The sequence below is a fragment of the Acinetobacter sp. WU_MDCI_Abxb74 genome (genome assembly GCF_025513915.1).
Taxonomy (GTDB): domain Bacteria; phylum Pseudomonadota; class Gammaproteobacteria; order Pseudomonadales; family Moraxellaceae; genus Acinetobacter; species Acinetobacter calcoaceticus_C.
This window is the reverse complement of the sequence record NZ_JAHPRP010000001.1, coordinates 654,839-669,979: the sequence shown is the minus strand read 5'-3', so window position 1 is coordinate 669,979 and position 15,141 is coordinate 654,839. Positions and strand designations below refer to the sequence as shown.

Below are 15,141 nucleotides of genomic sequence, written 5' to 3'. Positions count from 1 at the left end.
AGCAAATATTTGCGCAAAAATTAGAAATTTAAATAAAAATGCGCAAATATATTCACAAAATCTCTTTTTTATAGTATTTTTGAGAAAATATTTGCGCATTTGCTGCTATGAAAAAATTAACAATACAAGCCTTACTAGATAAAAACTGGGTAGATATAGCAGATCTAAAACTGCTAGAACCTAAGTTGGGTTCAACGAGTGGCAGTGAATTAGAATATGAATTGGATTATGCAATTCAATATTTAGACAGACGAGATGAGCATGCCTGTAGTCTATCACTTCCTGTACAAATTCTTATAAAACATGAATCGAACACATGGTTTGGCTTTTTGGATGATATTGTTCCTTCTGGCGCTGCACGCCGTTATTGGGTGAATTATCTAGATTTACAACGTTTAACCTATTCTGAGCAAGAAAGTATTTTGTTAGAAAAAGGGGGGATGGCACCCGTTGGTAATTTACGAATTAAGGAAGCCTTGCCTCCTATAAATCCAGAATCAACCTTACATTTACGTTATTTTAGCAAGGAAGATGTTGCTGAGCGTAATATTGATTTTCTGGAATATGCTCAGCAAATGGGTGCCATTAGTGGCGGTGCAACTGGCGCAGGCGGGGAAGCTCCCAAATTACTTATCCGTGTTTCACCAGAACAAAAAGTCTGGATTGATACTTATCAAGAAAATTTTAATCAGCCAGATCAACATTATTTAGTAAAATTTCCAAGAAATAAACGCAGCGAGATTGATTGTGACATTCTCAGAGCCGAATATTATTACTATCAGGTGCTCACTGAATTAGGTTTCAATACGATTGAAACAACCCAAATGAAGCTTATTGAAGGTACAAAATATCCGTCTTTGTGGCTACCAAGGTTTGATACAGAATGGCGTAATCAACAGTGGCATCGCCATGGTTTAGAATCTGTTTATTCGGTGCTAAATAAATCTTCTGGCAGTCATCTTAACCATTTTGACGTTATTGACGATTTATGTAATTTACTGACTAGCATTGACTCAGATTTTGATGCTTCACAATTCATTTGTGAGTGGTTACAAAGAGACTTACTCAATATTATTTTGGGTAATTCAGATAATCATGGTCGTAATACATCATTTCTAAAAAAATCTGGAAAAATTTCTCTTTCACCTATTTACGATTTTGCACCTATGAAAGCCGATCCAGAAGTTGTGACCAGATCGACGACTTGGGGAAGTCCGTATGAAGAAGGAGGTGAATACCGTTGGGCTCAAATTACTCAAAAACTTGCGCCTTGGTGTGATCCTGATTTATCTCTAGGAACATTAAAGTCTTTGGCAATTAATCTGCTTGGGTTAAAACAGCGATTAATTGATAAAGGAGTACCGAAAAATATTATTGAAATGCCAGCGCTATCATTTGATTACATAGAAGCTAAATTGAAAAGATGGGAACTGCTATGAATATAAAAAATCAGACTCAAGATCGTCAGCAAGTTCTTATCGATTTATATAAACAATATTTATTTAATGAAATTACGCTAGGACAATTGCTGTCGCATTTGCGAAAGAATGTACTGGGGTTGTCGCAAGAACAATATGCAGTTTTGGTGGGTATAAGTCGTCGAACATTAACTGATATTGAGCAGGACAAAGGTAAACTTACTCAATCAGTGTTAGATAAGGTGTTTAAGCCACTGGGTTTAAAAGCAGGTCTTGTACCTACGCATGAACATATTGTTGGCAAAATTATAAAGCCATCGGAGTGAGTGATTAAATTAATAAACGTTCACAAGGGTACGCTTGTGAACAGTGTTCTGGTTCTTTCCAATAAATTTCAGTTGTTTTATTTTTTCTTTTAAAATTTGGAAATTTACCCAATAGATGTTCCTTTCATTCACAATGCGTTTGAATGAGCTTCACCGTTAAACAATAAAAAATATGCAAAAATTCTAGTCAGGCAAATCACTAATTTGAATGAAATTAGTAATAGGAATGCCATTTATTTTTTAATTTAAAGGATTGAAGTAGCCATGACTAGCTTTTCAAATATTGAGTCTCAGTCACAGCAAGTTGTGCAGAAAGACATAAAAAAATCCTTAATTGCGAGTGGCATAGGCAATTTATTGGAATGGTATGATTGGACAATTTATGCTGTCGCTTCCGTATATATTGCTTCAGCATTATTTGATAAAACTGACCCAACATCAGCATTGTTAAATACATTAGCTGTCTTTGCTGTTGGCTTTGTTTCTAGGCCAATAGGTGGATTTGTATTTGGTCCACTTGCAAATAAATATGGCCGAAAAAATATTATGCTGGTCACCATGGTAATGATGGCTTTAGCAAGCTTAATGATTGCTTTTATTCCATCTTATGAAGAGATTGGAGCATGGGCATCAGGTCTATTACTCATTGCTAGATTGGTTCAAGGTTTCGCTCATGGTGGAGAAACCGCAACCTCATATGCATATATTGCAGAAATTGCTCCACCCAAAAGGCGTGGTTTATGGTCTAGCATGTCATTTTTTGCAGTGGGTGCTGGGTCATTATTAGCAACACTTTTTTTAGCATTACTCAATGTGACCTATACAGATCAACAAATGCACGAGTGGGCATGGCGAATTCCTTTTGCTATTGGTGGTGGGCTTGCATTTTTTGCAATTTATCTCCGTAGAAATATGATCGAAACACATATTGAAAAAAATAATGATCAAATGTCAGATGAGGTAAATTGGCCTTTTTCTAAAATTATGAAAGTTGGTATTAAGCTTTTCTTTTATGAAGCGGGTTCAACTTTAACCTTTTATACATGGGTCACTTGTGCAGCTATTTATGCAATTGGTATACAAAAAATGCCTGCAAAAGATGCTTTTATGATGAGCTGTATTGCACAAGTAATTTATCTGATCTGTCTACCATTTCAAGGGCGGTTATCTGATTACATTGGAAGAAACAATAACTCTTTAATCACTTACATTGGTTCATCTTTATTGCTATTCCCGTTGTGGTCATTAATTAGTAATGAGCCTTGGACTTTGTTAGTTGCTCAAAGCATTGGGCTATTTACAATGGGTTTCTTAATGTCTTGCAAACCAGCAGCCATGTCAGAACAAATTCCAACAAAATATCGAACTAATTTTCTCGGCTTCTTCATGTCTTTGGCAGTAACCATTTTTGGTGGTACGGCTTCCTATGTGAATACTTGGCTTTACTCAATAGATAAAGGTTGGATTTTTAATGTTTATCTAATTGTGGTGTCCATAATCGCTTCGATTGCAGTATTAACTTGGAAGAATAATAAAGGCATTGATTTAGATCAGGTTAAGTAAAAACTTAAAAGCAAAGACCGAAATAGAGGTCTTTGCTTTTTTTATGGAAATTTAAAAATATTTAACGGAGTTATAATGCAAAAATTATTTAAGGATAGAAAAGTCTTAATTACGGGTGCTGGTAACGGTATTGGTGCCGCAATTGCAGAGCATCTTGCCCAGTTAGGTGCGACAGTTGCACTAATAGATTTTAATTGCGATCTATTGGTCGCTAAGCATCAAGAGTTGGCAGATAAAGGCTATCACGTCAGTTCATTTTGTGCTGATATTGCTAATTATGAAGCTTGTCAGGCTGCCTATGAATATTTTTATAACGAAATAGGCTTTATTGATACTTTAGTAAACAATGCTGGGATTTCACCAAAGCATCAAGGACATGCCCATAAAATCTGGCAATTATCTCCGGAAGAATGGCAACGGGTAGTAGATGTTAACTTAAATGGATCTTTTAATTTGATTCGTATTTTAGTTCCTCAGATGATTAAACATAAGTTTGGAAAAATTATTAATACATCGTCAGTTGCTGCAAATGCATATCTTCCTGTGGTTGCTTGCCACTACAGTGCAACAAAAGCTGCAATTATTGGCTTAACTCGACACTTGGCTGGAGAGCTGGGTGCTTACAACATTCATGTAAACGCAATTGCACCCGGACGCATAGAAACGCCTATGGTTTTAGAAGTAGGCAATCAAGTAAACCAACATGTGATTGATGATACGCCTTTAGGCCGATTAGGTTCCCCGACAGAAGTCGCAAAAGTCGTAGAATTTCTGGCTTCAAATGACAGTAGTTTCGTCACTGGACAAGTGATTGATATAGCAGGTGGTTGGCTCATGCGATAAAAAAGGGAGAAGTCTCCCTTTTTTCTTTAGCAATAATGATTGGTTTTTATTATTGCCTGTTTCAGGTTTTCTTTATTCAGAGGAGGTTCAAAGTTTTTACTATAGTCATTTTGCAGTGTATGCATAATGATCGTTTCTAACATAGAATCACTGATCTCTTGATGATATCCCAGTTCAGCAATTGTGGTCGGTAAATCAACAGATTTAAGAAAATTAATCAGCTCAATAATAAAAATATGCTCTCTATTTTCTAATACAGCTTGAACAACGGTACCATAAGCCACTAACTCTCCATGTAAATTGGTAGCCAGTTCTGGAATGGCTGTTAAACCCCTTATAAGAGCATGTGCTAAAGATAAGCCGCCACTTTCAAAGCCTAAACCACTTAAAAGTACTGTCGACTCAACGACTCGTTCAACTGAAGGGGTAATATGGTGCTGTTTGACATCTTCATACGCTATTTTTCCCCATGTGATGAGATTACTATAAGTATTATTTGCTAATAATAATGCTGTTTCTAAAGGTGGTGTCGAAAATGAATTCAGGCCATGTGAGTTTTTACATTGGTTTACTTCAAACATTTTACTAATAGCATCCCCAATACCCGCAGCAAAAAAGCGAGCAGGCGCCTGCACAATAGTATCTAGATCAACTAATACAATATCTGGGTTTCGCTTTGTTTTTTCTACACCTTGAACCTTATGATTCGCATCATAAACAATTATGAGCCTACTTGTAGGGGCATCGCTAGACGCGACTGTAGGGCAAATAATAATGGCTATATTTAATTTTTTTGAAATACCTTTAGTGGTATCCATTGCTTTACCGCCACCTAGTGCAATAATGGAATCGATATCGTGTTGTTCCATACTACGACTAAGTCGCTCAATCGTTTCATAGGTACATTCGCCAGGAAACTTATAGCTAATAAAATCTAAATTTGACTGCTTAAGCGACATAGTGACTTTATCTAAAATAGGTCCCTCAATAGCTGGATCATAAATAATTCCAATTTTTTTAAATTGGTGTCTTGTTGCAATATCACCAATATTTCTTAGAGCATGTTCACCTTGAATATATTCACCAGGAAATCCCATTATTTTTAACATATCTAATCCTTTAATAAACTTGGTTAATTTTCAGTAGTAGAAAAGACAAAATGCCAATCACTTTACGAATTGGCATTTCTTTATAAAAGGCAGTTACTATCGGATGATTTTTTCTAATTCACTTTCAGGAATGCCAATATTTTTATAATGTTCTCGTGTGGCTTCTAATTTAGTAAACACATCTTCATAACCTACAGCTTTTCCAAATGGGTCTACATATGTATAGCCGCCATGCACGATAAATAGCGTAATCATTTCAGTAACATCTTCAGGTACGAAAAGAGTATGGGTTTCGCCAGGTGGTTCGTAAGCAAATGATTTTTCTTCTGCAATCCACTCATGCTCAAGATAATACCAACGACCTTTAAGTACGAATGCATGTACTGCTCCGGTATGACGATGTCTAGATAACACACCACTTTTTCGAACACGTAATAAGTTTATGTAGTAACCAGAACTAGTATTTAAAAGCAGAGGTTTAAAACTTACAGAATCAGAGGTAGGTACCCATAAATTATCGTCTTTCAAAGCCGCATCTAAAACGCCTGGAATTACAAGATCAGGCGACATATAGGGAACTTGTGGTAACTGAAAAGGCATAAGTTCTTCATTGGCTGAGTAATCCGGATTTCTTTGCTGTAGCATCACTTTCTCCTTGAAATAAAGCATTCCGATTGAGTTAGATACTAGCAAAAGCAATTTGATCGTAGATTGCATCAAATTCAAACTACATGTGAATAACAGGCAAAGTTTATGTAAATTAAAAGCTGTTATATTCAAATTTACTCTAATGATGTTTGAGAAAAATATTATGGACAATTATCGACAACTGATGGCCTTTATCTGGGCATACGAGCATGGAAGTTTTTCAGCAGCAGCAAGAGCAAATGATTTAACGCCATCTGCAATTAGCAAGTTAATTAACCGGCTAGAAAATCGTTTAGGTGTGCGACTTATTCAAAGAGGAGCAAGACAACTGACATTGACCGAAGAAGGCGTTGCATATTTAAAGAGTGCACAAAATGTTGTAGCTGCAATGAATGAGGCTGACTCTTTAGCTGAAGCATTTCCAACCCGTGTGAGTGGTGTTTTAAAAATTAGAACGATGCCAACTTTTGCACAACATCAAATTTTACCTTGGTTACCTGAGTTTCTAGATAATTATCCATCCTTAAGTGTAGATTTTGAGTTGAATGCGGTATATCAGGATGATTTTGATCGTGGTGTTGATATCGCAATCTATGGAGGAATACTTCCATCTTCATCAAGAATTGCAACTCGAATTGGAGATAGTGAGTGGATAACCTGTGCTTCACCTCAATATCTCGAAAAATATGGAACACCTAAACATCCTCAAGAATTATTACAGCATCGTTGTTTTCATTTTAATTTCTCAAGTAGTTGGAATAATTGGGATTTTGTTGAAAATAATGAAAGTTTTATTGTTCCTGTCAAACCGATCGCATCCTTTTCTCAAGGGACTTTTTTGAGAGATCTTGCATTAAGAGGAGAAGGGATAGTAAGACTAGCAGATTACCATATTGGTGAAGATATAAAACTTGGAAGACTGACACCGATTCTGGGGAATTTTCGTTCTGGAATAACTGAACCTCAGTATATTATTTATGCAAATCGAAAACTTCAAAGCCCTAGAATTAAGTGTTTTATTCAATTTCTACAGCAAAAAACCAAAAATAAACCGTGGCGAATTCACTAATATAAGTAGTAAAAGTTTTGATAGCTACGGTTTCTGTTTGGCTTTTTGGCGTAAGACATACAAATATAAGCTTTCTACTTTTTCACGTGCCCATGGTGTGGTACGTAAGAATCGCAATGATGATTTAACACTTGGATCTATGCAAAAACATCTAATTTCAATTTTACGACTTAAGCCTTCAAATCCACCGTAGTAATCCAATAATTCATCCAAAATGTCAGCAAGTTTTTTGCCGTGTAAAGGGTCATTGGAGGTGTTCATAATAGATCAACAATATTTTGGGAGGCTATTATTATAACCTGAGCTAGTTGGTAAATGAGAGGGTTAGATTGATCTAAACAAGCCATAGAGATTTGCTTAAATTTGTTGTGAAGCAAATTGAGTAGAGGTTTGATTTACACTTATGTTCACCTTAAGTGATATTTATAAATAAAATAAAAAATAAATTATTTAAAATTAATATCTTAATGTATTTATTATTAAATAATAAAAAATTGAGTTCATGAACTAAGGCATTTGATTAGTTTTGGAACAGTTTTATATGAGTATTTATGCATCAAAGAAGATAAGTTAGGAAGAATTACTAGTAATTTATAAATAAAGCCCTCAAAGAGAGAGCTTTTTAAAAACTTTAGAAGAATTAGTTGAATCTTTTAAAAATTAAGCATTTTGAGCTATACCATGATTAGTGTAATAGGCTCTAACGATATTAAATAAAATCAATTGACCAATAACCAAGATACAACCCATGATTCCAATTGCTTCAAAGCTAATATATTGAACTAAAGTACCCGCTAAAATTGGTCCTAAGGCTGCACCGAACATTAACATTGCAGGAGTTCCTGCAACAGCTCGTCCTGTTGGCTCAAGTCTAGCGAGTAAACCAAAAGCATAGGTATGAGTGAATAAAATAGTGAAAACCATACATGAGCCCGCAAGCGTATAAAGAAAGTAGTTATGGCTGTGGGTAAGCACTAATGAAAATATGGCTTGAAAGATGGGGCCAATACAAATAACGGCGAGTGGATTAAAATACTTTTGAGTGAAAGCCGCGATCGGTGCTGGAAAAATAGAAACAATACCGTAAATAATTAATGTGAGTGCGACAGAACTTTCTCCAAAACCTCGTGCAATTCCAATACGTTCATAAAAGCTGACATTCATAGAGTTCGTCATGGCCAATAGAGATATTCCAAAAATACAGCACCAAATGTATTTTGAAAATTTAGGACGATGGTACGATTCAAATTGAATATTGTCCTGTTTTTTATTGATTTGGGGGTAGAATAACAAAGCAATAAACGCGGCAACTGCCATAATTGAGGCAAGAATCAAAAATAGTGTAGAACCACCAAAATTTCTAATTAAATTTAAAGAACCAGCTAAAAATAAAATAGCGAAAATGCCAAGTGCTAATCCAGAAAATCCAAATATTCTATGAGGATTTATACTTCTTCCCATGGTGCCATGAGTAAAGCTCAAGGCAAGACCAGCAGAAAAACCACCTACCAGATGTAATATTGCTAATACTGAGAAATGAGTATTTTTAGAGGCTAAGTAGAAAGCAAAACAAGCAGAAAGGAACCCAATAAAAACGGGCCATTTAGGATTGAAACGGTTAAAAATAGGGGCAAATATCAAACTTGCCAGCATTGCTCCTAATAAGAACAGCGTAACTAGACCACCAGCTTGTTGAAAACCAAAATGATAATTTGCAATGAGTGTGCCTATCCAGATAGGTAAGGCAACCAAGTCAACCATGCCTGCACAGTGGGAGGTCATGAGCGCAAGCATTCCTCGCTTACTTTCGATTTTATACATAATCCTTATTCCTTTAAATAATCCCTTTAAAGATGAGATTTTTTCTTAATTCATCTTTTTATGAGTGAACAAAAAACACTCTGAATAAAAGATAAAATAGAATTAGTTGATGTGTCAACAATAATTGTTGACACATCAACTAATTTTGTATTTTAATAATTCCAGATGAATTAGAAACCTTTGAGTTTTTAGTTTGAAGTTTCTCAAATGGAGTTGAATGCATGAACATTCTTGGCTTAGAAAGTCTGGTTTTTGGAGTATTAGACTTAGATGCGTGTCACCAGTACTTACTTGATTATGGTTTAAATCTTGTTGAAAAAAATGAACGTGGTGGAACTTACGAAGCTTTAGATGGCGGTACTGTTATTTTTAAATTAGATACAGATCCATCGTTGCCAAAGGCGAATGCTCCAGCACCAAATATTCGTGAAACAGTGTACGGCGTTGCTGATCAAAATGAATTAGACCTTATTGCAGCAGAACTTTCTAAAGATAGAGAAGTGAGTGTTGACGATGAAGGAACAATCCATTCTTTTGATGATAGTGGATTTGCAATCGCATTCCGTATTACACGTAAACGTAAAATAGTTGCCCCCTATGTAGGGATAAATGTACCGGGCCAAGAACCTGGAAGAGCCATTAATGAATGTGGCGTATTGCTTGAAGGTCATAGTAAAACACCACGCTCTCTTTCCCATGTTGTTTATTTCGTCCCAGATCATAAAAAGGCTGAAGCTTTTTATGCTGATCGACTCGGTTTCATCACGACTGATCGTTTTATCAATATTGGACCTTTTATGCGTCCAGCTGGCTTAAATGAACACCATTCTTTATTTCTAATTCAAAGCTTTAATCCACATATGGTTGGGTTAAATCATTTTACTTTCCATTTCGGCTCAGGTTACGAGGTTTTAAGAAATGGTTGGGAATTTGCTCAGAAGGGATATAAGAGCTTCTGGGGACCGGGGCGTCATATTATGGGAAGTAATTTCTTTTGGTATTTTAATAGCCCATTTGGTGGAACGATGGAGTTTGATGCAGATATGGATTTGCATGATGACAATTGGACACCACGTGCAATGCCAATGGGAAGTGATACTTCACAAGTGTTCTTATTTGATCAACGTAAAAAATGGTCACCAGGGGAATAATGTTAAATAAAAAAATTTTTATAGCAAAAATTTCGGAACTTAGTCAGAGCAGTGCAAAAGGAATTTCATTAGACGGAGTAAATGATCAACTTTTTTTGGTCATGACAGAAACAGAAGTAGCGGTATGGGTAAATGACTGTCCACATAACCATCGTCCACTGGAATATCAAAAGGATAAGTTTTTATCGGCTGATGGGAAACATATTGTTTGTTATGCACATTCTGCACATTTTGACAAAATTTCTGGAGAGTGTTCTGCAGGCCCATGTAAAGGGAAAAAGTTAAGAAAGATTCAGCATCATGAAGTGAATGGTGAGATTTATGTTGAATCGAAAAGTTTAATCAATCTTAAGGATTAAGAGGTTTTTATGTTTGTTTATTTTCCAAAAAACTATGTTTGGAGTATGTCCACCGTTATTGCTGCAACACATGGTGGAAGTATCGGTGAAATTGATGAGTTTTGCCGTCCATTATTAGAAAAGTCTTCTGATGATGCAGATGTCGGAACTGTCGAATTTCTTCATGCGTGGATTGGCGGTGCAGATAAGCTGATTAAGATGGCTGAACAAGATCTTGAGAAAAACAGAGAATTGTCTGCCGCAAAAAAATATTATCGTGCTGCCTTATATTATTTAATTGCAGAGCGTATGCAAGAACAAGGTCATCCTGAACGTTTAAAAGTATATAAACGTTATTTAGAGTTAGCTGAGCTATACCGAAAATATAAAAAAGATGATGTTAAGCGAGTAGAAATTCCTTATCAAAATAGCCATCTAAGCGCGATTTATGCAAAAGGAAAAACTACGGATGAAAAGCAGGCCATTGTTGTGATGATGAATGGGCTTGATTCTACTAAAGAATTAATGTCTTACAGCCCCTTAGCTGATGAACTCGTAGAGCGCGGGATATCAGTACTTATGGTTGATCAACCGGGTACAGGAGAGGCGATTCGCTTACAAGATTTGCGTGCTGTCTATAACTCTGAAATATGGGCTACTCCAATTGTCGACTGGTTATGTGAACAACCAGAAATTGATCAAAATCGCATTGCCGCTTTTGGTATTTCTTTAGGTGGATATTATTGCCCTCGAGCTGTTGCTTTTGAACCACGCTTTTGTTGTGCAGCAATTTGGGGTGCAAATCATGATTGGCGAGCAGTTCAACAAGCTCGTCTAAAACGTGAAGGCGAGAACCCAGTTCCTCATTATTGGAAACATGTGGAATGGGTATTTGGGGCTAAAGACCAGAAAGAATTTTTTGAGATAGCAGAGAATATGCACCTCAATGGAGTTCTTGACCGTATTAAAGTGCCTTTCTTAGTAACTCATGGTGAGAAGGATCGCCAGATTCCATTGAAATATGCTTATGAAACTTATGATCAACTAGTTAACTCACCAGATAAAGAGTTATTGGTCATTGATGATGAGATGGGAGGCGTTGAACACAGTTCAATTGATAATCCATTAAATGCCGGTGCGTATATTGCGGATTGGTTGGCAGAACATTTAGGCGGTAGAACCTCAAAGTAAATTGGAGAAACAATATGACAGGGATCGTAGATATTGCCATTATCGGTGGTGGCATAGGTGGCATGTGTGCAGCCATCCAACTTAAAAAGCTTGGGAAAAACGTATCTTTAGTTGAAATTAAGGATACGCTCAAGCCCATAGGTGCTGGTATTACCTTAAGTGCGGCAACACTCCGTGCACTTAAAGAAATTGGGGTAGTGCAAGAGTTATTTGAAGTATCAGGGCAGTTTTCACAATTCGATATGTACACATCAGATGGTTATAAGATTGCCGAAGCGCCGATTAAGCCAGCAGTTGGTGCAGAAGATTTAGCTGCAAATAGTATTGGAGTGATGCGGACCAAGTTTGCTGAAGTATTGGAAAATAAATTACGTGAGCTAGGCGTTAACGTTATTTTAGGTACAACTGTCGATAAGTTGGAAAATAACAAAGATTCCGTCAAGGTCCTATTTACCAATGGGCAGGAGCAACAATTTGATTTAGTGATCGGAGCTGATGGCATACATTCAAAAATACGGCATCTGGTCTTTCCTGAATTACCTGAAAGTACCTTTACCCACCAAGGGGCATGGCGAATTGTTGTACCAAAATATTTTAATAACTTTTCAATGCTGATTGGTAAAACGCTTAAAGCTTCTTTTAGTCCTATTAGTGATTCGCAAAGTTATATGTGCGTATTAGACCGTCATGAAAGTGATGATTTTATTGAACAGCATCTATGGCCTGAAAAGTTATCTGGTTTATTAGCTGAATTTGGTAGCGTTGTTCAGGAAGTAAAAGCTGATATCGATCAAGGAAAAATTAAAGCAGAAGATATTCTTTATCGTCCATTACACACTTTACTGGTCGAAGAATCTTGGCATAAAGGTCGTGTTGTTCTATTGGGTGACGCCGTGCATTCCACAACTCCGCATCTGGCCTCAGGAGCGGGTCTCGCAATTGAAGGTGCTATTCTTTTAAGTGAAGAGTTAGCAAAAGATCAACCCTTAGAAAACGCTTTAAATCTATATCAGCAGCGTCATTTTGATCGAGCAAAAATGGTTATTAGTGTCTCGACTCGTCTAGGTGAAATTGAGATGAGTAATGGCTCACCTGTTGAGCATCGAGAGCTGGCAACAAAAGCATTTGAAGCATTAACACAGCCGCTTAAGGCGTAAAACTTAAAGCTGGCCCGAAGAAGTGCAAGATCTTTGGGCTTAATTTTTGAAAGAATAGAGGTGAAACATGAAGTTTGCCACATTAAAAAATGGAACTCGTGACGGTCAACTGGTCTTTGTAAGCCGTGAATTAAAATGGGCACGAACTATTCCGGAATTTGCACAAACTATGCTGCAATTATTAGAGCAATGGGATGAATTGGAAAATAAGCTATATGAAGCTTATGAATTATTTAATGAAAATCCTGAGCAAAATGGTTTTGGATTTGATACACAAAAAACTTTAGCGCCGTTACCACGCTGCTATCAGTTTGTTGATGGCTCTGCTTTTTTAAATCATGGCCGAATTATGAAAGAAGCCTACAAAATTAAAAATGAAGAACCAGAAGGGATTCCGATTTTAATACAACGCCAAAGTGACGACTTCCGTTCAGGCGTAGATGATTATGCTTTTCCCTCTACAAAAGATTTATGTGATTTTGAAGCAGAATTTGCTGTAGCAGTTTCAGATATTCCTATGGGAAGCTCAAAAGATACAATTAAATCTAGCATCAAGTTAGTCATGATTTTAAATGATGTGAGCATGCGAGGTATTTTAAATCGTGAAATAAAAATGGGGTTTGGTTTTATTCAGGCAAAAACCGCCACGATTTTTGCTCCGGTCGCAGTTACACCAGATGAACTTGGAAAAGCCTGGGATGATGAAAAAATTGGCCTAAATATCGAAGTTAAACGAAACGATCAATGGTTTGGGGCACCAAATGGAAAGGAGATGAATTATTCCTTTAGCGATCTTATTTCTCACCTAATTTATAACCGTAACATTAAGGCCGGCACCATTATTGGGTCAGGCACTGTATCAAATAAAGATGCAAAACATACTGGTTCTGCTTGTCTTGCCGAAAAAATTGCTTTGGAAATGATTGAACATGGTGCAGCCAAAAGTGAATTCATTCAATATGGTGAAACCGTCGAAATTAATGTCTTTGATAAAAGTAAGAAATCAATATTTGGACCTATTAAAACAAAGTTTATTCCTTGTTAATGATGACTAGCTTAAATTTTAAAGAGTATCCATCAAAAACAATGGTTGCTTAGTTAATAAAAAAGCTTTATAGAATAACTACCTACAAAGCTTTTTTATATTTTACATTTGATCAACTTTGTTACGCAGTTTTTTTAATAAATTGAATAACTGGTCTTTCTCAGACTCTTCCAGTTCTTCAAGAAGTTGCTTTTCTCTTTCAATTGCAAAATCTGATGCGACTTCATAAAGCTCTTGACCAGCTTGGGTTAAATTAATGACATATATTCGTTTATCTTCAGCATGTCCATTAACTTCAATATACTTTTTTTCCTCAAGCTTTTTAATTGTGCGACTAACGGCTGCCTTGTCTAGGCCCAAAATATCACTAATTTTTTGTACAGAACAATCGGAAGTACCAGATAAAACTGAAATGATCCGCCATTCTGTCATCCCGATACCAAATTTTTGTGTGTACGCGGTACTTGATTTCAACATAAGCTTGTTTGCCAACATGTTGATTTGTGCTGTTGCATGACGGTCAATCTTAATTTTTTGCATTCGATGATCGTAGTAATTAGAGGAGAGAATGAAATTATACAGAATCAATAAATTAAGGATATATTTAACTTTGTAGAAAAATATATCCTTAATATTTATCTTGTTTTTAATCTTTATAAGATAGCAACAGCACGCACAAAACCTGCGGAAGCATGTTTAATTTTATAAGGAAAACACGATACTAAAAATCCATAGTCAGGCAAGCTTTCTAGATTTGCCAATTTCTCCATTTGCCCGTAACCAATATCTCGACCAGCTTTATGTCCTTCCCAAATAATAGAAGCATCTTTTGTTTCGGTAAATCTCTCTTTTGTATATTTAAAAGGAGCATCCCAACTCCAAGCATCTGTACCTACTACTCGAATGCCTTGCTCTAACATCCATAAGGTCGCTTCACGACCAATACCGCAGCCTTTACCTAAATATTCAGGTTGTCCAAAATAAGCCCCAGCTGAGGTATTAATAAGTACAATATCTAAAGGACTAAGTGTATATCCAATTCTGCTTAATTCTTCTTGCACTTCAGATGCTGATACTACATGCCCATCTGGTTTATTACGAAAATCAAGTTTTACACCTGGTCGAAAACACCAATCTAAAGGTAGCTCATCTATTCCATAAGCAGGTTTTCCGCCATCAGTTGTAGAGCTGTAATGCCAAGGTGCATCCATGTGTGTTCCACTATGCGTGGTAATAATTAAACGCTCTGCAGCCCACGCTTCTTCTCCGGGTAAATCCTTTAACTCTAAACCTGGAAACATAGCCTCCATTTCAGGCCAACCTTCCTGATGATCCATATATTCAATTTTCGGGAGCAAAGGAGGAGGGTCCGTATATGGGTTATTCTCTAAAGTAACGGAGAGATCAATATATTTTCGATCTTTAAGAAAATTTTCCATAATTTTGTACCTTTGAAAAAATA

General features: G+C 36.4%; 16 protein-coding genes. 10 read left to right on the top strand and 6 right to left on the bottom strand.

Annotated elements, in window-relative coordinates:
• The first annotated feature begins 107 nt into the window (after window positions 1-107).
• The 4 genes from KTH84_RS03255 (at window position 108) to KTH84_RS03240 (ending at window position 4,150) form a co-directional block, all read left to right on the top strand.
• Window positions 108-1,439, top strand: a complete 1,332-nt coding sequence (locus KTH84_RS03255; RefSeq protein WP_262471937.1) for a type II toxin-antitoxin system HipA family toxin — start codon at window positions 108-110, stop codon at window positions 1,437-1,439.
• Window positions 1,436-1,744 (top strand): helix-turn-helix domain-containing protein, encoded by a 309-nt coding sequence (locus tag KTH84_RS03250; RefSeq protein ID WP_262471936.1) that lies wholly within the window; start codon window positions 1,436-1,438, stop codon window positions 1,742-1,744. Before KTH84_RS03255 ends, KTH84_RS03250 begins: the two co-directional genes overlap by 4 nt.
• Before the next feature lie 264 nt (window positions 1,745-2,008).
• Entirely contained in the window at window positions 2,009-3,307 is a 1,299-nt protein-coding gene (locus KTH84_RS03245; RefSeq protein ID WP_133973577.1) for an MFS transporter, read from the top strand.
• A 75-nt stretch (window positions 3,308-3,382) separates the two neighbouring features.
• The gene (locus KTH84_RS03240) at window positions 3,383-4,150 is read left to right on the top strand and encodes an SDR family oxidoreductase (RefSeq protein ID WP_202742036.1); all 768 of its coding nucleotides are present in this window, start codon (window positions 3,383-3,385) and stop codon (window positions 4,148-4,150) included.
• A gap of 26 nt (window positions 4,151-4,176) precedes the next feature.
• Here the strand turns inward: KTH84_RS03240 and KTH84_RS03235 are convergent, their stop codons facing one another.
• Window positions 4,177-5,259, bottom strand: a complete 1,083-nt coding sequence (locus KTH84_RS03235; protein ID WP_262471935.1) for a glycerol dehydrogenase — start codon at window positions 5,257-5,259, stop codon at window positions 4,177-4,179.
• A 96-nt stretch (window positions 5,260-5,355) separates the two neighbouring features.
• Window positions 5,356-5,904 carry a 2,4'-dihydroxyacetophenone dioxygenase family protein gene (locus KTH84_RS03230; RefSeq protein WP_262471934.1) on the bottom strand — a complete coding sequence of 183 codons (549 nt, stop codon included), beginning with the start codon at window positions 5,902-5,904 and terminating at the stop codon, window positions 5,356-5,358.
• A 166-nt stretch (window positions 5,905-6,070) separates the two neighbouring features.
• Here KTH84_RS03230 and KTH84_RS03225 point away from each other — a divergent pair, with 166 nt between their 5' ends.
• Window positions 6,071-6,976, top strand: a complete 906-nt coding sequence (locus tag KTH84_RS03225) for a LysR family transcriptional regulator (protein ID WP_262471933.1) — start codon at window positions 6,071-6,073, stop codon at window positions 6,974-6,976.
• 24 nt (window positions 6,977-7,000) lie between these two features.
• On the opposite strand, the gene KTH84_RS03220 is transcribed toward KTH84_RS03225, so the two are convergent.
• Window positions 7,001-7,237, bottom strand: a complete 237-nt coding sequence (locus tag KTH84_RS03220) for a VF530 family DNA-binding protein (protein ID WP_002058193.1) — start codon at window positions 7,235-7,237, stop codon at window positions 7,001-7,003.
• 399 nt (window positions 7,238-7,636) lie between these two features.
• The gene (locus KTH84_RS03215) at window positions 7,637-8,797 is read right to left on the bottom strand and encodes an MFS transporter (RefSeq protein ID WP_262471932.1); all 1,161 of its coding nucleotides are present in this window, start codon (window positions 8,795-8,797) and stop codon (window positions 7,637-7,639) included.
• A gap of 221 nt (window positions 8,798-9,018) precedes the next feature.
• On the opposite strand from KTH84_RS03215, the gene KTH84_RS03210 reads away from it, so the two are divergent.
• The 5 genes from KTH84_RS03210 to KTH84_RS03190 all read left to right on the top strand — a co-directional run bounded on the left by KTH84_RS03210 (window position 9,019) and on the right by KTH84_RS03190 (window position 13,679).
• Window positions 9,019-9,948, top strand: coding sequence for a VOC family protein (locus tag KTH84_RS03210; RefSeq protein WP_262471931.1), 930 nt, complete (start codon window positions 9,019-9,021; stop codon window positions 9,946-9,948).
• The gene (locus KTH84_RS03205; protein WP_262471930.1) at window positions 9,948-10,307 is read left to right on the top strand and encodes a Rieske (2Fe-2S) protein; all 360 of its coding nucleotides are present in this window, start codon (window positions 9,948-9,950) and stop codon (window positions 10,305-10,307) included. The genes KTH84_RS03210 and KTH84_RS03205 overlap by 1 nt, the downstream gene beginning before the upstream one ends.
• 9 nt (window positions 10,308-10,316) lie before the next feature.
• Window positions 10,317-11,477: an alpha/beta hydrolase family protein gene (locus KTH84_RS03200; protein WP_262471929.1), complete on the top strand. Its 1,161-nt coding sequence runs from the start codon at window positions 10,317-10,319 to the stop codon at window positions 11,475-11,477.
• Between the two features lie 14 nt (window positions 11,478-11,491).
• The gene (locus tag KTH84_RS03195) at window positions 11,492-12,634 is read left to right on the top strand and encodes an FAD-dependent oxidoreductase (RefSeq protein WP_262471928.1); all 1,143 of its coding nucleotides are present in this window, start codon (window positions 11,492-11,494) and stop codon (window positions 12,632-12,634) included.
• A gap of 67 nt (window positions 12,635-12,701) precedes the next feature.
• Window positions 12,702-13,679, top strand: a complete 978-nt coding sequence (locus tag KTH84_RS03190; protein WP_262471927.1) for a fumarylacetoacetate hydrolase family protein — start codon at window positions 12,702-12,704, stop codon at window positions 13,677-13,679.
• Window positions 13,680-13,781: 102 nt separating this feature from the next.
• On the opposite strand, the gene KTH84_RS03185 is transcribed toward KTH84_RS03190, so the two are convergent.
• Complete coding sequence (locus KTH84_RS03185) at window positions 13,782-14,219, bottom strand: MarR family winged helix-turn-helix transcriptional regulator (RefSeq protein WP_202742045.1); 438 nt, start codon at window positions 14,217-14,219, stop codon at window positions 13,782-13,784.
• A 113-nt stretch (window positions 14,220-14,332) separates the two neighbouring features.
• On the bottom strand, window positions 14,333-15,118 hold the full coding sequence (locus tag KTH84_RS03180; RefSeq protein WP_202742046.1) for a cyclase family protein: 786 nt from the start codon (window positions 15,116-15,118) through the stop codon (window positions 14,333-14,335).
• Window positions 15,119-15,141 lie beyond the last annotated feature (23 nt).